The sequence below is a fragment of the Nocardioides seonyuensis genome (assembly GCF_004683965.1).
Lineage (GTDB): Bacteria > Actinomycetota > Actinomycetes > Propionibacteriales > Nocardioidaceae > Nocardioides > Nocardioides seonyuensis.
Genome location: NZ_CP038436.1, coordinates 741,440 through 758,812 on the forward strand (window position 1 = coordinate 741,440; position 17,373 = coordinate 758,812).

Genomic DNA, 17,373 nt, shown 5'->3' on the forward strand with positions numbered 1-17,373 from the left:
TGTCCACCCCTGAACCTCAGTCGAGCCTGAAGATCCGAACAGGCGCGTCGAGGTCCAGGGGCACGGGCGGATCGACAGGTGACCTCGGACGCACCGACAGCACTGTGCGTGCCGTCGGCTTGACGCTCTTGCTCTTGGCCGACATCGGGCTCTTGCCGGCCGAGCTGATCGCGATGATCCGGAAGGTGTACTTCTTGCGCGGCTTGAGCTTCTTGACCGTGACAGCGGTCTTCTTGCTCGACACCGTGGCCACCTTCTTCCTCCCGAGGAAGACCACCACGTCGTAGCGCGTGACCGGCGCGGTGCCGGTGTCGGAAGGAGGCTTCCACCGGACCTTGGCCGACTTCTTGGCTGCCTTCGCCTTGACAGCACGCGGTGCTGACGGAGCCCGGCCGGCCGGTGACTGGGTCCCCGGCGGAGGCGGTGCTGTCGTCGGTGATGGCGACGGGCTGGGGGACGGCGACGGCGACGGGGACGGCGATGGCGATGGCGACGGGGAGGGAGACGGCGATGGCGACGGCGACGGGGAGGGAGACGTCCCCGACACGACCTCGATCGTCGTGGAGGCATAGCTGCTCTCGAACTCGCCCGAGCCGTCGCGGTAGCTCGCGTAGATGTCGTGCTCTCCCAGTGCCAGCCCGCTGACCGTGTGGACGGCCCTGCCGCTGGCGTCGACCGGGACGTCCACGCCGTCTTCGTCGTCGATGTAGAACGTGACCTCTCCGACGCTGACCCCCGGGGTCACGGTGGCCGTGAGCTTCACCGGCTGGCCGACGGTCGGTGCGGCCGGGCTGACGTCCAGGTCGAGATCGGTCTCGACCGGCGCCGGCTCGACGGTGAAGGCCACCGGCTGTGACGAGCTCGGGGCGTGCTCGACGCTGCCCTGGTAGTGGGCGGTGAGCTGGTGGGTACCGACCGGCAGGTACTGGACGGAGATGTAGACCTGCCCGTTCTCCAGCGCTCCGCTGCCGACGACGGTGCTGCCCGACCTGAGCACCACCGTCCCGCTGGCCTCCGCCGGGATCACCCGGGTCCTGATCCCGAAGTAGTCGCCGTAGACCTTCGAGGGGCGGTCCGTCTCGACCAGGCTGATGCTCTCGATGGGGTCGGTCGGCTCGTAGGTGAAGGCACTCGCCGCGTTGACCGGCGTGATGCCGCCGGCGGTGCTCACCCGGACGGTGCTCAGGCCCGCACCCGCGGGAGGCGACGTGGCCGTGCACTGCGTCTGCGTGCACGTGCTCGGAACGGTCCGGCTCCCGAACGTCACGATGCCCTTGGCCAGGTTGGTGCCGGTGATCGTCACCGCCGTGCCACCGGTGTTGGGACCGCTGTCCGGCGAGACGCCGGTCAGGGTGGGCGCCGGCGGCGGCGCCTCCTGGTAGGTGAACCTGGCTTGCTCTCCGACCTCGCTCTGGCCCCCCTCAGTGGCGACCGACAGGTCGACCGTCCCGACCGCGTGTGGCGGCGAGGTGACCGAGCACTGCGTCGCGGTGCACGTGCCGGTCGCCTGCGCGGCACCGAACCGCACCGTGCCGCCGTCGAGGTGGCGGCCCGTCACGGTGACGGCCGTGCCGCCGCTGGTGAGCCCGAAGGTCGGCGACACCTCCGTCACCACCGGCTGTGGAGCAGGTGGCGCCCCGTAGGTGAAGGTCGCCGCCTCGCTGGTCGACGACGTGCCCAGAGGCGTGGTGACGCGCACGGGTACCGCTCCCGTGCCGGTCGGCACGGTGATCCGGACGTGCGCGGGGTCGACGACGGTGTACGCCGCCTCGACGCCGCCCACGGTCACGGACGTGGCCCCGCCGAGGTGGGAGCCGGTCACGACGAGCTCGTCGCCCGCCGCGCCGTAGCGCTCGGAGAGGTGGGTGACCGCCGGCGCAGCGGCCGGGAGACCGGACACGCGGAAGAGCCTCGGCGACCCGAGCGTGTTGACCCACAGGTCGCCGTCGCGGTCCATCGTGAGGTACTTGGGGCCGCGGACCTGTCCGGGTGGGAGCGGGTAGGTGGTGAGCTCCCGCGTGCCCGTGTCGTAGGCGCCCAGCTGGTCCACGTCGGGCGCGACGAACCACAGCCGGCCGTCCGGTCCCACGATCAGTCCCTGGGGGTTGGCGGCGCGTGGCGGAAGGTCGTGGACCTCGACGCGTCCACTGGTGTCCACGGCCACGAGGGCGCGCCCGACGGCCTGGGTGAACCACATCCGGCCGTCCAGCCCCTCGACGATCTCCCACGAGACGCCGCGCTCACCGGGGACGGCGTACTCGGTGATCTCGCCGTCGACCGTGATCGCTCCGACGGACTGACCTCCCCACTCGGTGAACCAGATGCGCCCGTCCGGTCCGGTGCGCAGGTGGTAGGGAACGGAGTAGGGGTCGGGCAGGTGGAAGAGCTCGAAGTCCCCCGACGTGGTCATCGCGCCGATCGCCGCGGAGGTCGAGAGCGTGAACCACAGCCGACCGTCCGGCCCAGAGATGATGTGGCGCAGGTCGAAGGCGCCCTCGCCCCAGGTGCCGGGCAGCGGGAAGCGCTCCTGGGTGCCGTCCGCGGAGATGGCGACGATGTGGTTGGTCTTCTTCTCCGTGAACCACATGCGTCCGTCGGGGCCACGTGTGATCGCCAGGGGCTCGGAGTCGTCCGGGGTCGCGAAGACCGTGACCGTGCCGTCGGCGTCGACCCGGCCCACCTCGTCCCGGGTGGGCGAGGTGAACCACACGGACCCGGCTGCGCCGGGCGTCACCGTGCCGCCTCCGAGTGGCGTCGGCTCGGTGCCCGGCAGCGCCACCTCGTCCGCGCGGACGCCGGTGTTGGTGAAGGTCGCGCTCGTCGTCGACGTGCGGCCCTCGGTCGTCGCCGTCACCTGGACCTGCCCGGGCGTGCCTGTGGCTGGCACGGCGGGCTGCACGGCGGTGCACTCGGTCGGGGTGCACGTGACCTGGTTGAACGGCACGGCCACGTCGCCGAACCTGATGGTGGACCCCGAGAGGTGCTCCCCGGTGACGGTGACCTTCTGCCCGCCGGTCGCCGGGCCGGTGTCGGGGCTGATCCCGGTGACGACGGGCACGGGCGGGAGCTCGAAGGTGTAGGTGGGCGTGCCCGGGGCCGAGGCACCGCCGGCCGTCGTGGCGACGACCGCGACCTGGCCCGCGGCGCGTCTGGGGGTCAGCACCGTGCACGTCGTCCGCGTGCAGCTCTCCTCGGCCCCGGCGCCAGTGCCGAACGTGATCTGGGACCCGAGGAGGTTGGTGCCGTTGACGGTCACCAGAGTTCCGCCGAGCGTGGTGCCGCGGTCGGGACTGATCGAGGTGACGGTGGGCGCGGGAGGAACGGCGTAGGTGAAGGTGGGAGCGCCCGCGAGCGCGGTCGTGCCTGCGGTGGTGCGAGCCTGAACCGGCTGCGGACCCGCCGCGCGCGCCGCGGTCCTGAACGTGCAGCTGGTGTTGGTGCACGTCTCGGTGACGGAGTAGCCGCCGACCGTGATCTCGGCCATGAAGAGGTCGGTGCCCTCGACCGTGACCGTGTCGCCGCCTGCGGTGGTGCCGGAGGCGGGTGAGACGCCGGTGATGGTGGGCATCGGACGCGTCGTGTAGGTGAATCTGGCCTGCGGACCCGGCAGCGACTTGGTCGAGCCCTCGTCGGCGGCGACCTGGACGTCCACCGGACCCAGCGTGGTGGTCCTCGTCGCCAGTACCGTGCACGTGGTGTCCTCCTCGCACGCCTCGCTGCTCGACATGCGACCTTCGAAGAGGATCCGGGCCCCCTTGAGCCCCGTGCCGGTCACGGTCACCTCCTGCTGCCCGTCGTTCCAGCCCGAGGTGGGTGAGACGGAGGCGACGGTGGGGACGGTGAACTCGTACTTGGTGACGTCGGAGACGTCGGAGATCCCCGCCGGGGTCTCCACCCGTACGTCGACCACGCCGGGCGTGCGTCCTCCCTCGGGAGAGGGCGGGTAGTCGAGCTCGCACTCCGACGGGGTACACCCCCATCGGGGCGTGCGGCTCGCGCTCCCGAAGTGGACGACGCCGTGCTCGAGGTTGTGGCCGTGGATCGTCACGTCGTCGACGTTCTCGAGTAGACCGGACGTGGGAGTGACCGAGGTGATGACCGGTTTGGCCGGACGCACGTAGGTGAAGGTGGCCCGGTCGTCGGGCACCGATCTCCCGCCCGGGGTCGTGACCACGACGGGGACGGGGCCGACGTCGTGGGGTGGGATCTCCACGATGCACGACTGCATCGAGCACCACTCGGGGAAGTCGAGGACCTCCGCCGGTGCGCCACCGAAGGTGACGGTCCCCCCGGCCAGGTTCTCGCCGAGGACCACGACCTTGGAGCCGCCGTACTTGGTGCCGGTGTCGGCCACGACCTCGGTGACCACCGGGTCCGGGGAGTCGGTGTAGGTGAACCTTCCGGCCGGCCCCGGGACGGTCTCGCCGTTGGACGTGCGGATGTTGATGTCCACCGGACCGGTCTGTGGGTCGTCCTCGTGGACCGGAGGGGTCGTGAACGTGCACTGCGTCGACGTGCAGACCTCGTCGCGGACGAAGGCGCCGCCGACCTCGATGTAGGACTCGTGGAGTCCGACACCGTGGACCGTGACCCTGGTCCCACCGATGTTGGGCCCAGAGCTCGGTGTCACCGACGTGATGACGGGTGGCTGGTCGATGTAGGTGAACGTCGACCCGGCGGACGGCTGGGACACCCCGCCCGGTCCGTAGACGAGGACCTCGCCCGACCCCAGCTCGCCCCACGGGGTGGTCACCTTGAGCCTGGTGTCGCTCATCACCAGGAGGTTCGAGCCCTCCCGGCCGTCCGGGCCGCCGAACTCCACCCGGGTGGCCCCGGTGAACCCCGAGCCGGTGACGGTCACCTCGTCCCCGCCCCGGTCGGACCCGCTGCTGGGACTGACCGAGGTGATCGCGGGCGGGGCCGGAGGCGGCGGCTCCTCGTCGGAGAAGGTGTACTGCGCACCGGCGACCACGGGCGAACGCCCCGCATCGGTCCTGACCGTCACGTCGACGGTGGCGGGGTTGACGCTCTCCTGCGGCCAGGCCCGACAACGGTCCTCGAAGCAGATCCACGAGCCCGCCATGCTCGGCCCGAAGTACGGCGTCCCGCCGTCGAGGCCGGTGCCGAAGATCGTGACCTCGTTGCGTCCCTCGCGCGGCCCGGCCGACGGGAACACCCCGGTCACCGCCGGCACGCCGTCGGCGTAGGTGAACTTGGTGGACGGGCGGACCGCGGACGGGCCGCCGGGACCGATGGCGACGACGTCGACCGTGCCGTGGCCCGGAGGTGCGACGACGGAGCACTCGTCGTCGCTGCAGTGTGAGATGTCGCCCTGCCCGGTCGTCGTCGTCGAGGGCCCGAAGTTGATGCCCGACACGCTCTGAAGGTTGAGGCCCTTGACGGTGACCAGGTTGCCGCCGGAGGCCCGCACCCGGTTGGGGGTGACCTCGCTAACGACCGGGCGGGCCTCCTCGAGTGCGGACCGGGCCCAGTTGCGCATGATCCGGAAGGAGGCGGCCAGGTCGGGGGCGTTGGTCGCGAACAGGGCAGTCATGAGAGGGGTGGGCTCGACGTCGTCGAGGTTGGCGTAGGCCACGATCGTGTCCGCGATCTCGCGCTGCGACGCCTCGGTCTCGCCCAGGGCGCTCGCTCGTGTCGCGTGTCCGTCGGGGAGCCCGTCGAGGTAGGTGGCCATGTTGGTCGCGACGGCCTTGCCGTCGACGGTCACGTCGACTCCCGACAGCCCCGACTCCATGGATCGCGCCAAGGCGTCCCAGAGCGGTGGCAGCTCCTCGAGGGCTGCAGCCTGCTGGTCGGCCAGGTCTGCCATCGTGCGGAGCTGGAAGTCGTACCAGTAGTCGCTCGCGGCGTTGTTGGCTCCCCACAGGCGGTTGACGGTCGTGTAGAGCGCGCGGGCGAGCCCGACGTTCTTCGCGTAGGACGCGACCAGCTGGGAGTAGGCGGCGGCCTGCTCGGGGGTGAGCCCCGCGGGCGGGGCCAGTAGCGGTGGGGGCTGGGGCGTCGCGGCCTGCTGGTAGTCGGGGTCCGGCGGGTCGTCCGCGATGGCCTTGTAGGTGTAGTGGTCGAGGATCTCGCTGTAGGTCTGGATCGTGCTCAGCGCGTCCTTGATCGGGCCGCAGACCGGGCAGAAGTGGTCACGGATCTGGTCGATCGCGGCGTCCTTGACCTGGTCCAGGACGAACTGCGGCCCCAGCGGCTGCACCATCGTGCACTTGACCTTGGCCCCGCCCGGCGACGGAGGCGGGATGTAGACGCTCTTGGTCTTCTCGGCGAACCCTCCGGCCAGGCCCACGTCCTGCACGATGGAGGTGACGTCGTAGTAGCCGGCGCCGCGGTACCCCGCGAGCCGGGCGCTGCGGAGCAGGATGTGGAAGAACTGCGTCGTGGCCTTGCCCTGGGACGTGCCGAAGTGGTTGTCCCACGACCCGAACCCGCCGTTCCACATGCCCGTCGCGTAGGGCCCCGTGGGCTCCTGGCCCGGCGGTGGGATGAAGGTCGCGACGACCGTCATCGGCACGACCGGGTCCTGGTGGCGCATGTAGCCGCGGCACTCGTCCACGGTCTGCATGACCGGGGTGGCGACCTTGATGTCCTGGATGATGACGATCTCGGCGGCGTGCGCCGGGCTGGCGCCAAGCACCCACACCACGCTCGCCACCATGGCGAGCACGACGAACCGGACGGACGAACGTACGACGAGCCGCATCTCCACACCCCCGTGAAACAACCAATCGCGTCACACTAGGTAGGGCGTGACGGCATGGCAACGGATGCGTGCGGCACGTCTAGACCGGCCGCGGGCACAGATCGGGCGCACTACCTCAGAAGGACGCGCTCCTCGTGCCGAGGCACGACGGAGGTCCAGCCGAGCTTGTCGCGGACCTTGTCGGCGAGGGCCTCGGCGGCGTGCGCCTCCCCGTGGACGACGTACACGCACTCGGGGCTCCCGGCGCCGGAGACCCAGTCGAGGAGCTGGCTCGAGTCGGCGTGCGCGGAGAAGCCGCGGACGTTGGCCACCTCGGCGCGGACGGGGACGTAGCGACCGTGGATCTTGATCTGCTTGGCACCGTCGGCCAGCTGACGGCCCCGGGTCCCGGACACCTGGTAGCCCGTGAGGACGACCGTGTTGTGGCTGCGCGGCAGCTGGTGCTCGAGGTGGTGCAGCACGCGTCCCCCCTCGGCCATGCCCGAGGCCGAGATCAGGATGCACGGGTGGCGCGGGTCGTTGAGGCGCTGCGACTCCCCCGGGTCGTGGACCAGCTTCAACCGGCCAGGGTCGAAGGGGCGCGGGTCCGCCACCACCGAGGGCCGGAAGTCACCGCCCGGGCGCAGGGCTGCGCGATAGACGTCGAGCGCAGCGAGGGCCATGGGGCTGTCCACGTAGACCGGGACGTCGGGCACCCGTCCGTCGTGGACCAGGCCGCGCAGGACGTGGAGGAGCAGCGCCGTGCGGTCGACCGCGAACGCCGGCATCAGCGCTGTCCCGCCTCGACGCAGGGTCCGGGTGAGCACTGCGGCGAGCTCGTCCTCGCCGAACGCGTCGTGGTGACGGTTGCCGTACGTCGACTCGACGACCACCTGGTCGACGGAGCCCAGTGCCTCGGGAGGTTCGAGGAGGGGGTGGTCGGGGCGGCCGAGGTCGCCGCTGAAGGCAGTCGTCCGTCCATCGATCGTGACCTCGGCGAAGCGTGAACCGAGGATGTGCCCGGCGCGGCGGAGGACCACGGAGGCCGGACCGGCGGTGACCGGCTCGCTCCCGGGAACCGGTCGCAGCAGGCCCAGGGCCCGTTCGGCGTCGGCGGTGTCGAAGAGCGGCCGCGGGTCGGCGTGCTTGGACACCCGGCTCTCGCGCGCCCACTGGGCCTCCTGCTCCTGGAGGTGCGCGGCGTCGAGGAGCACGATCCGCAACAGCTGCGCGGTCTCCTCGCTGCACACGATCGGCCCCTCGAAGCCGTCGCGCGCCAGGATCGGCAGGTAGCCGGTGTGGTCGAGGTGGGCGTGCGTCACCACGACGGCGTCGATGCTCGCCGGCGGCACGGCCAGGGGCTCCCAGTTGCGGCGGCGCCACGCACGGTCCCCCTGGAACAGCCCACTGTCGACGAGGAGGCGCTGGTCGTCGGACTCGACGAGGAACTTGCTGCCGGTGACGGTTCCGGCAGCGCCGAGGAAGGTCAAGGTGGTGGGTCGCGTCATCGGGCTGCCTCTCACTGGGCGATGCCCCCAGCGTGCCGCCGCGCGAGCTGTGCGCACAGGGCCGAAGGTCTCGTCCTGGGGCCGGCGTCCCGGCGGGTGGTCAGGCCTCGTTCTCGTCGACGAGCTGCGCGAAGAGCTCGACGTACTGGATGAGGTGGCGGTCGGCGAGGTACTGGTCGCGCACCCGCTCGTGGGCGGCGCGGCCCATCGACTCGCAGCGCGCTGGGTCATTGAGCAAGGAGGCGACGGCGTCGACCAGGCCGGCTCCGTCCGTCGGGTCGTCGAGCAGCAGGCCGCTCACGCCGTGCTCGACCTGGTTGCGTATCCCGCCCACGGCCGAGGCGACCACGGGACGGCCCTTCCACATCGGCTCGGTCACCGTCAGGCCGAAGCCCTCGGCCAGGCTCTTCTGGACGACGACCGTCGCCCAGCGCTGCAGGGCGTTGATGATCCTGGCGTTCTCGTCAGGGTCGGCCATGGGCACCGACAGCAGGTGGGTGCGTGCGCGCGCCGCCTCCGGCATCGATCGCCACAGGCTTCGGCACTCGTCCAGGACCTCGGCGGCCTCGGGGTCGTCGGCCACGCCGGTCGTCTCGGGGCCGGCGAGCACGAGGTGGACGTCGGGCGGCAGGTCGTCGACGTGTCCGCCAATCGCCTCGAGCACGCCGGCCATGTCCTTGAGCCGGTCCCAACGGCTGACCTGCAGCACGGCTCGACCCACCGTGGCCAGCGGGCCGCCCTCCACCACCAGGCCGTCGCGGTGCACCAGGTCCTCGACCAGGTGATCGTCCAGGTCCGCGTTCTTCGGGCTGAAGGGATCCAGCGACGGCGGGATGATGCGCAACCGCGACCGGTCGAGCCACTCGGGCGCGAACTCCTCACGGGAGAAGACGCACGCGTGGGCCGGCGCGACCAGTCCACGCAGGAAGTCCCAGGCCCCACGTGTCCACTCGTTGCGCGCGTCCAGCCCCACGTGGCAGCGCCAGACCACCAGGGCTCCCCTGGCACGCAGGGGCCCCGCCAGACCGACGGTCTGCGGGTCGTGGAGCAGCACCACGTCGCCGGGCTGGACGAGGTCGAGCACCTCGTCGCGCTGCCGCGCCAGCGTGTCGTCGTACGCCGCGCGCGCGGCCTCGTCGAGCGCCCCGTGGTCACCGGGAACGCCGTGCAGCCAGTTGTGGATGCGCTTGGTGACGGCGAAGAAGTCGGGATCACCGCCGACCACCAGCCATCGGACGTCGACGCCGGCGCCGAGGGCGTAGGCCACGAGGGTGTGGAGCATCTCGGCCACGCCTCCCCCGTGGGCGGTGGAGTTGAGGTTCCACACCGTGCGTCCCGACAGCCCCTCCCGCGCCAACGCGGCGTAGTGATCCATGCGTTCGACGCGCTCGGGCGGCAGCAGCGACGCGAGCCGCTCGAGCGGGACGGGCACGACCTCCACCTGCTGCATGCTGCTCATGGTGCCGGAGTTCACCCAGCGTGTGGGGGAACCAGGGCCCTTCGGCCCTGACGCTGAACGTTGCGTTGCGCGACGATGGAGGGGCAACGCGGCCTCTGGTCCGTCACGCACAGGCCAGAGGCCGCTTCGTCGGACAAGGGAGCCGGCCATGTGCGAGCTTCGGCCCCCGGCGCCGCGAGCGCTACGGGCCGACGCGCTCGCCGGGGTCACGGTGGCTGCCTACCTGGTCCCCCAGGTGCTGGCCTACTCCGGTCTGGCCAGGATGCCGCCCGAGGCGGGGTTGTGGGCGGCCTTCGTCGCGCTCGCGGTCTACTTCGTGCTCGGGTCCTCACCCCAGCTCTCGGTGGGACCGGAGTCGACGACGGCCCTGATGACCGGTGCCGCGCTGGCCGCGATCACGGTCCCCGGCGAGTCTGCCCAGGACACCGCCGCGCTGCTCGCGCTCGCGGTCGGAGCCGTGTGCCTCATCGCCGCGGCGGGCGGGTTGGCGTTCCTCGCCGACCTGCTGTCCAAGCCCGTCCTGGTGGGCTACATGGCCGGCATCGCCGGGCTGATGATCCTGTCCCAGGTGGGCAGGGGCACGGGAGCCGACGTCCCGCAGGCCGGCCTCCTGACAGAGGTCTGGTGGGTGGTGCAGCACCCGTCGGCGATCCACGGTCCGACCGTGGTGGTGTGCCTCGCGACACTGACGGTGCTGCTGGTCGGGAATCGGGTGTGGCCCACGGGACCGGTGCCCCTGGCCGGGATGCTGGGGGCGACGCTCGCCGTGACCCTGGCCGGTCTCTCCGAGGTCGGCGTGGCCGTCGTCGGGGACCTTGACCTCTCGCTGCCCACCCTCGGCCTGCCAGCAGTGCCGTCGCTGGGGTCCTGGGCGCTGCTGACCACCGCCCTGGCCATCGCCGTGGTCGGCTTCACCGACAACGTGCTCACCGCCCGCGCATTCGGTGACCGGCACGGCGACCGGATCGACGCCCGCCGCGAGCTCCTTGCCCTGGGCGCCGCAAATGTCGCAGCCGGGGTGGTGCACGGCTTCCCGGTCAGCAGCTCGGGCAGCCGTACGGCGATCATCGATGCCGTGGGCGGCAGGTCCCGCTGGTCCGGGTTGTCGACCCTCGTGGCCGCAGTGGTCCTCGTCGCGGCGCTCGCACCGGTGCTCGCCCGGTTCCCCGAGCCTGCCCTGGCGGCCGTCGTGGTCTATGCCGGCCTTCGCCTGGTCGACGTCTCGGAGTTCGTCCGGATCGCGGGCTACCGCCGGACCGAGCTGCTCATCGCGCTCACCACGACGGTAGGCGTCCTCGTCTTCGGCGTCCTCCCCGGGGTGCTCGTCGCGGTCACCCTCTCGCTCGGCGACGTGCTCCGCCGCGTCGCGCGCCCCCACGACGCGGTGGAGGGGCTCGTCCCCGAGCTCGCGGGCATGCATGACGTCGACGACTACGACGACGCCGAGGTCGTGCCCGGTTTGCTGGTCTACCGCTACGACGCCCCGCTGTTCTTCGCCAACGCCGACAACTTCCTGACCCGTGTGCGGGAGTCCGTGGCACGCTACGAGCCCCGGTGGGTCCTCCTCAACGCCGAGGCGATGGGAGAGGTCGACCTCACCGGCGCGGACGCCCTCGAGGCGCTCCGCGCCGAGCTGGAGAAGAAGGGCATCGTGCTGGCCCTGGCGCGGTTGAAACAGGACCCGCGCGACGTCCTGGCGCCCAGCGGCATCCTGGAGCGGATCGGCACCGAGCACATCTTCCACACGCTGCCCACCGCGCTCGAGGCGTACCGCGCAACGACCAGCCCGGATTGAGCAGCCCCGAGCCCAGAGCGACCAGAGCCCGGCGATGTGCGGGCCCTCGGGCGCGCTCGCGTGCGCATGGCTGCGGTGCCGGACCGGGTTCAGTCTGCACGGCAATACCCCATGTGAGGGATCCGGGGCGGGGCGCACCGGACCTACCTTGAGGAGAGGTGCCCCAGCGGGGGGTAGGCGCCATCACTGTTGAGGAAGTCGCATGAGCATCTCGAACACCTGGGCGCGACCTGCCGGCTTCGTCTTCGTCATCGTGCTCGTCACCACGGCTCTCTGCACGGTCGCGCCGGCCGAGACGACGACTTCCGTCGACACCAAGACCGTCCTGGCCTGGGGACGCAACACGTGGAACGAGTCCGACATCGTGCCGGGCCTCGGCGACGTGAAGCAGATCTCCTCCACAGCTCACAACGTGGTCCTCAAGAACGACGGCACGGTCGTCTCATGGGGACACAACACCTACGGGGAGAGCGACGTCCCCGAGGGCCTCACCGACGTCGTGGAAGTCGCGTCCGGGGGGTTCCACTCCATGGCCCTCAAGCGGAACGGCTCCTTGGTGATGTGGGGCCAGAACACGCACGGGCAGGCCACGGCACCCGACGGCCTCGACGACATCGCCCACATCTCCGGCGGCCGCTTCCACAGCCTCGTCCTCCACGACAACGGCAAGGTGAGCGCGTGGGGAAGCAACTCGCACGGCCAGTCCGACGTCCCCAGCGACCTCAAGAACGTCGTGGCCATCGACGGCGGCGGCTGGCACAACGTCGCCCTGCTGACTGACGGCACCGTCAAGGCTTGGGGCAGCAACCAGTACGGACAGACCGACGTCCCCGCTGGTCTCAAGGACGTGGTTGCCGTGGCGGCAGGCTGGAACCACAGCATGGCGATGCGCGACGACGGCACCGTGGTGGCCTGGGGCAGCGACGAGTTCGGTCAGTCAAGCGTGCCAGAAGACCTGCCGCCCGTTTCCATGATCGCTGCCGGGGGAACTCACAGCCTCGTAGCGTTCCCCGACGGGACCGTGGCGACGTGGGGAGACGAGGCCTTCGGGATTCAGCAGATCCCGGAGGACATCACCGGCGTCACCCAGATCTCTGCCAAGGCGATGCACAGCGTGGTGATCGCCGATGATCCCCCGCCCACGCAGGTGCGCAATCTCTACGCCTCGGCGCTCTCGAACACGAAAGTCACCCTCAACTGGAACCGTCCGAACGGACTGACCGACGGTGACGTCCATCGGTTCATCGTGCGGAGGGCGTCCGGCGCCGTGCCACCCGCACAGGTGACGGACGGCGTCGACATCCCGGTCACCTGGCCTCGGCAGTACGCCACCGACACCGCCGGGGTACCCACCGGCCAGCAGGTCTCCTACTCAGTGTTCGCCGTGGATCTGGCGGGCAATGCAGGGACACCCACGAGCCTCACGTTCCCCGCCGCCCTCCCTGGGCCCGTCACCGGCACGACCGCCACGCTCGAGTCCCCCACGAGTCTCACCCTCTCCTGGGTCAACCCCGACGTCGAACTCCGCAGGAGCATCGTCCGCCGGGCCGATGGCACCAGACCGCCGGAGAGCGCCACATCCGGCCGCAGCGTCGCGCTGCCCGAGGGCGTGGTCACCGGCGTCACCCTCACTGGCTTGGCGACGAACACCACCTACAGCTACTCCGTCTTTGCCCAGGACCGCTTCGGGAACGTCAGCCCGCTCGTGCCCAACGGCACGGTCACCGTCAATACCAGCACCGGCGTGCTGGCCCCGGGATCGACCGCGGCCACGCCGACGCCGACGACCCCGACGCCGACAACCCCGACCCCGACCCCGACGCCGACGACCCCGACGACCCCGACGCCCAGCCGGTCCGCGAGCACCGTGCGGGCCAAGGCGCCCAGGAAGGTCCGCGTCGGCATGGCCGTACGGCTCAGAGTGCGGGTCTCCGACGCGAGGGCCACGGGCACGGTCCGGGTCCTGCGCAAGGGCAGGGTGATCAGTAGGGCGGCCGTCGAGAACGGCATGGCAACGGCGCGGCTCCGCAAGTTCGCAAAGGCGGGCAGGGTCAGGCTGGCGGTGACGTACTCGGGGTCGGCCAGCCTCGCGCCATCCTCATCGTCCCTGGTCCTCCGCGTCCGGAAGTAGGCCGCCCACCGAGTGGGACCGCATCCGCGCTGACCGACAACGGGATGATCTGCACCGTCCGGTTCGCCGGCGGCAGTGGCGGACGCAGCACGCTCGAGCACTGCGGCGCTGCCGCGAGCCTTGCTCCCCGGGTAGGAGTCGAACCTACGTCGCTAGTCCTGATTCAAAGTCAGGCGGGCCCTGCCGGCAGACCAACCGGGGAATGTGCGACCCAGCCTAGAGTCCGCGGGGCCCGACCCTCACCAGACCCTCACAGGAGCCGGGGCGATCCCTGATGGGCAGTGTCTCTCGAGACCGCTAGCGTGACGCCCGTGACAATCGGAGAGGCGCGGGTCATCGAGACCTCAGGCCTGACCAAGAGGTTCGGCCAGGTCGAGGCCCTGACCGACCTGACCGTGAGCGTGGGCGAGGGCGTCACCGGCCTCGTGGGCGCCAACGGTGCGGGCAAGTCCACCCTGATCAAGATCCTGCTCGGGCTGCTCGACCCCACCGACGGGACCGCGCGCGTGCTGGGCCACGACATCTCGAGCCAGGCACAGGAGATCCGCCGGCTCGTCGGCTACATGCCGGAGCACGACTGCCTGCCACCCGACGTGAGCGCCAGCGACTTCGTGGTGCACATGGGACGGATGTCGGGGCTGCCGGCGACCGCCGCCCGGGAGCGTGCGGCCGACATCCTGCGGCACGTCGGGCTCGACGAGGAGCGCTACCGCCAGATGGGTGGCTACTCCACCGGCATGAAGCAGCGCGCCAAGCTCGCCCAGGCACTGGTCCACGACCCACGACTGGTCTTCCTGGACGAGCCGACCAACGGCCTCGACCCAGCCGCCCGCGTCGACATGCTGCACCTGGTCCAGCGGATCGGACGCGACTTCGGCATCGCCGTGCTGGTCACCTCCCACCTCCTCGGCGAGCTCGAGCGGGTGAGCGACCACGTCATCGTCCTGGACGGCGGCCACCTGCTGCGATCCAGCGCCACCGCCGACTTCCTCAAGCACACGGGCGGACTGCTGGTGGAGGTGATCGGCGGGGACGCCGAGCGTGACCAGCTGGGCGAGGCGCTCGCGCGAGCCGGCCTGACCTGCCACCCTCGGGGCCAGCTGGTGGCGGTCGACCCGCCGCCACAAGGCCTCGCCGTCCACGACGTCGTACGCGACACCGCCGCCGACCTTGGCCTGGCGCTGGTGCGCATCCAGCCCGACCAGGCCCACCTGGAGGACGTCTTCATGAGCTCCTCGACGACCGCCGGCGCAGCCGCACCCGGAGGCCCGGCATGACCGAGCGCACCGGCGTCATCCACGACATCGGCTACCGCGGCTACGACGGCCAGCGGGAGGCCGACCTCACGCTGGCCCGCACCCTGTTCGTCACCGGCATGCGCCACGCCTACGGCCTGGGTCGCTCGGGCCGGTCCAAGGTGCTGCCCTTCCTGCTGCTGGGCCTCAACGTCCTCCCGGCCCTGATCATCGTCGGGGTCGTCACGATCGTGGAGCTCGACGAGCTGCCGCTGTCCTACACCGCCTACACCAGCCAGCTCCAGATGGTGGTGAGCCTCTTCGCCGCGGCGCAGGCACCGGTGCTGTTCTCGCGCGACCTGCGGCACCGCTCGATCGTGCTCTACCTCGCCCGACCGCTCTCACCGGCGCTGTTCGCCCTGACCCGCTGGGCCTCGCTGGCGACGGCCGTGCTCGTCTTCACGCTGCTCCCGACGCTCGTGCTCTACGCCGGCGCGCTGCTGGCCGGGCTCGACGCCGGCCAGGAGACTCCGCTGCTGCTGAAGTCCCTGGCGCTGCAGGTCCTGCTGGCCTGCCTGCTCGCCGGGCTCACGGGCCTCATCGCCTCGTGGGCGCTGCGCCGCGGCTTCGCCGTGGTGGCGTCCATCATCGTGCTGATCGTCGTGGTCGGGATCGTGCTGATCTTCCAGGCCATCAGCCAGGAGGAGGGGATCAGCGCCGTCGGCGAGGTGGCCGGCCTCTTCTCCCCGTGGACCCTCCACAACGGCCTGGCCGAGGCCTGGGACTCCGGGGGCCGGTCGATCGTGTCGCTCTCGGCGACCTGGGTCGTCGTCTACGTCGCGACCGCCCTCGCAGTCAGCGGCGCATGCGTGCTGCTGCTCGTCCGTCGCTTCACCAAGGTCGGTGCCCGATGAGCACGCTCGTCCTCGACAAGGTCTCCCGCTGGTTCGGCAACGTCGTCGCCGTCAATGACATCTCGATGACGATCGGGCCGGGCGTGACCGGACTGCTCGGACCCAACGGCGCCGGCAAGACCACGCTGATGGCGATGATGTCGGGCTTCCTTCCCCCCTCGTCGGGGTCGGTGACCATCGACGGCGAGCCCGTGTGGCGCCGCACCGACGCCTACCGCCAGATCGGGCTGGTCCCCGAGCGCGAGCTGAGCTTCGGCTACCTCACGGGTCGGCAGTTCGTGCGCGCCAACGCCGACCTCCACCGCCTGCCTGAGGCTGCAGCCGCCACGGAGACGATCCTCGGCGTGGTCGACATGGTCGAGCCGGCCCAGCGGCGTATCGACACCTACTCCAAGGGCATGCGGCAGCGGATCAAGATCGCAGCGGCACTGGTGCACGACCCGGCGATCCTGCTGCTCGACGAGCCGTTCAACGGGGTCGACCCGCGTCAGCGGATGCACCTGATGGACCTCCTGCGGCGCCTCGGCGACGAGGGCCGGACCGTGCTGTTCAGCTCCCACATCCTCGAGGAGGTCGAGCGGCTCGCACGCCACATCGAGGTCGTGGTGTCCGGGCGCCACGCGGCCTCCGGCGACTTCGGGGCCATCCGCAGGCTGATGACAGACCGCCCGGTGCGCTACTCGATCACCTCCAGCGACGACCGTCGGCTCGGTGCCGTGCTGATGGCCCAGCCCTCGGTCCAGTCGGTGGCCCTCGATCCCCGGGGAGCCTTGCGCGTCCAGGTCACCGACCTGGGGGCGTTCGCCTCCACCCTCCCGGGCCTGGCGCGCACCGAAGGCGTCACGCTGTTCGAGCTCTCGCCCAGCGACGAGTCGCTCGAGAGCGTCTTCGCCTACCTCGTCGACCGGCAGGGAGCGGCCCGATGATCAACTCCACGATCACCAAGCTCGCCCTCCAGGCCCTGCTCGGCCGCCGGCGCTTCTGGGTCCTGGTGGCGTTCCCCGTGCTGATGCTCGCGCTCACCGGCGCACTCGTCGCGATGGCCGACGGCGACGCCGGCTTCCAGCTGGTCGCGATCCTCGGCCTGCCTCTCGTGCTGCCCCTCGTCGCCATCCTGGCCTCCTCGGCCGTGCTCGGGCCCGAGGTCGACGACGGTTCGGTCGTCTACCTGCTCTCCAAGCCCGTCGACCGCCACGTCGTCGCCGTCTCCAAGTGGGTGGTGGCGTGGGCGACCACGATCGTGGTCGGCGCGGGCTCCCTGCTCGTCGCCGGGCTCGTCGCCGGCGGAGGGGAGCAGGCGCTCGCGTGGTTCGTCGCTGCCGCGGCCGCCGGAACCGCCTACAGCGCCCTGTTCCTCGCACTGTCGGCCCTCACCCGCCACGCCGTCGTGATCGGCCTGGTCTTCGTGCTGATCTGGGAGAACCTCCTCGGCAGCATCCTGAGCGGCATCGCGTGGCTCAGCGTCACCGCGTGGGGCGTGCGGATCGGCCACGAGGTCTCCTCGGTGCTCGACGCGCCGGCCAACCTGCCGTGGGCACTCGCCGCCTGCCTGGTGGTCACCGTCGGCGGGCTCTGGTTCGCCGGCGACCGGCTGCGCTCGTTCGCACTGACGGGGGACGAGTAGG

Annotated in this window: 9 protein-coding genes and 1 tRNA gene; 6 read left to right on the top strand and 4 right to left on the bottom strand. The window is 71.1% G+C overall.

The genetic code is table 11. The features are described 5' to 3' along the window. Positions 1 to 16: 16 nt before the first annotated feature. The 3 genes from EXE58_RS03680 to EXE58_RS03690 form a co-directional block, all read right to left on the bottom strand. Positions 17 to 6,727 (bottom strand): IPT/TIG domain-containing protein, encoded by a 6,711-nt coding sequence (locus EXE58_RS03680; RefSeq protein ID WP_135266625.1) that lies wholly within the window; start codon positions 6,725 to 6,727, stop codon positions 17 to 19. Between the two features lie 110 nt (positions 6,728 to 6,837). After that, positions 6,838 to 8,214 (bottom strand): MBL fold metallo-hydrolase RNA specificity domain-containing protein, encoded by a 1,377-nt coding sequence (locus EXE58_RS03685; RefSeq protein ID WP_135266626.1) that lies wholly within the window; start codon positions 8,212 to 8,214, stop codon positions 6,838 to 6,840. A 100-nt stretch (positions 8,215 to 8,314) separates the two neighbouring features. Beyond that, positions 8,315 to 9,673: a glycosyltransferase gene (locus EXE58_RS03690; protein WP_167288669.1), complete on the bottom strand. Its 1,359-nt coding sequence runs from the start codon at positions 9,671 to 9,673 to the stop codon at positions 8,315 to 8,317. Between the two features lie 148 nt (positions 9,674 to 9,821). Here EXE58_RS03690 and EXE58_RS03695 point away from each other — a divergent pair, with 148 nt between their 5' ends. Both EXE58_RS03695 and EXE58_RS03700 read left to right on the top strand, forming a co-directional pair. Then, positions 9,822 to 11,468: a SulP family inorganic anion transporter gene (locus EXE58_RS03695; RefSeq protein ID WP_135266628.1), complete on the top strand. Its 1,647-nt coding sequence runs from the start codon at positions 9,822 to 9,824 to the stop codon at positions 11,466 to 11,468. 202 nt (positions 11,469 to 11,670) lie between these two features. Next, entirely contained in the window at positions 11,671 to 13,599 is a 1,929-nt protein-coding gene (locus tag EXE58_RS03700; protein ID WP_135266629.1) for an Ig-like domain repeat protein, read from the top strand. 123 nt (positions 13,600 to 13,722) lie between these two features. On the opposite strand, the gene EXE58_RS03705 is transcribed toward EXE58_RS03700, so the two are convergent. Beyond that, a tRNA-Gln gene (locus EXE58_RS03705) sits at positions 13,723 to 13,801 on the bottom strand. Between the two features lie 109 nt (positions 13,802 to 13,910). Here EXE58_RS03705 and EXE58_RS03710 point away from each other — a divergent pair. From EXE58_RS03710 to EXE58_RS03725, 4 genes are read left to right on the top strand one after another with little or no spacing between them, the layout of a single operon-like run. Beyond that, positions 13,911 to 14,876, top strand: coding sequence for an ABC transporter ATP-binding protein (locus EXE58_RS03710; RefSeq protein WP_208544116.1), 966 nt, complete (start codon positions 13,911 to 13,913; stop codon positions 14,874 to 14,876). Continuing rightward, entirely contained in the window at positions 14,873 to 15,748 is an 876-nt protein-coding gene (locus EXE58_RS03715; protein WP_135266630.1) for an ABC transporter permease, read from the top strand. Before EXE58_RS03710 ends, EXE58_RS03715 begins: the two co-directional genes overlap by 4 nt. Then, on the top strand, positions 15,745 to 16,674 hold the full coding sequence (locus tag EXE58_RS03720; RefSeq protein WP_135266631.1) for an ABC transporter ATP-binding protein: 930 nt from the start codon (positions 15,745 to 15,747) through the stop codon (positions 16,672 to 16,674). Before EXE58_RS03715 ends, EXE58_RS03720 begins: the two co-directional genes overlap by 4 nt. Next, positions 16,671 to 17,372, top strand: a complete 702-nt coding sequence (locus tag EXE58_RS03725) for an ABC transporter permease subunit (RefSeq protein ID WP_135266632.1) — start codon at positions 16,671 to 16,673, stop codon at positions 17,370 to 17,372. Before EXE58_RS03720 ends, EXE58_RS03725 begins: the two co-directional genes overlap by 4 nt. Position 17,373: the final 1 nt, after the last annotated feature.

What these genes read in the sequence shown, in the direction of transcription:
- EXE58_RS03680 (WP_135266625.1), bottom strand. Translation starts at nt 6,727, where the DNA reads ATGCGGCTCGTCGTACGTTCGTCCGTCCGGTTCGTCGTGCTCGCCATG.
- EXE58_RS03685 (WP_135266626.1), bottom strand. Translation starts at nt 8,214, where the DNA reads ATGACGCGACCCACCACCTTGACCTTCCTCGGCGCTGCCGGAACCGTC.
- EXE58_RS03690 (WP_167288669.1), bottom strand. Translation starts at nt 9,673, where the DNA reads ATGAGCAGCATGCAGCAGGTGGAGGTCGTGCCCGTCCCGCTCGAGCGG.
- EXE58_RS03695 (WP_135266628.1), top strand. Translation starts at nt 9,822, where the DNA reads ATGTGCGAGCTTCGGCCCCCGGCGCCGCGAGCGCTACGGGCCGACGCG.
- EXE58_RS03700 (WP_135266629.1), top strand. Translation starts at nt 11,671, where the DNA reads ATGAGCATCTCGAACACCTGGGCGCGACCTGCCGGCTTCGTCTTCGTC.
- EXE58_RS03715 (WP_135266630.1), top strand. Translation starts at nt 14,873, where the DNA reads ATGACCGAGCGCACCGGCGTCATCCACGACATCGGCTACCGCGGCTAC.
- EXE58_RS03720 (WP_135266631.1), top strand. Translation starts at nt 15,745, where the DNA reads ATGAGCACGCTCGTCCTCGACAAGGTCTCCCGCTGGTTCGGCAACGTC.
- EXE58_RS03725 (WP_135266632.1), top strand. Translation starts at nt 16,671, where the DNA reads ATGATCAACTCCACGATCACCAAGCTCGCCCTCCAGGCCCTGCTCGGC.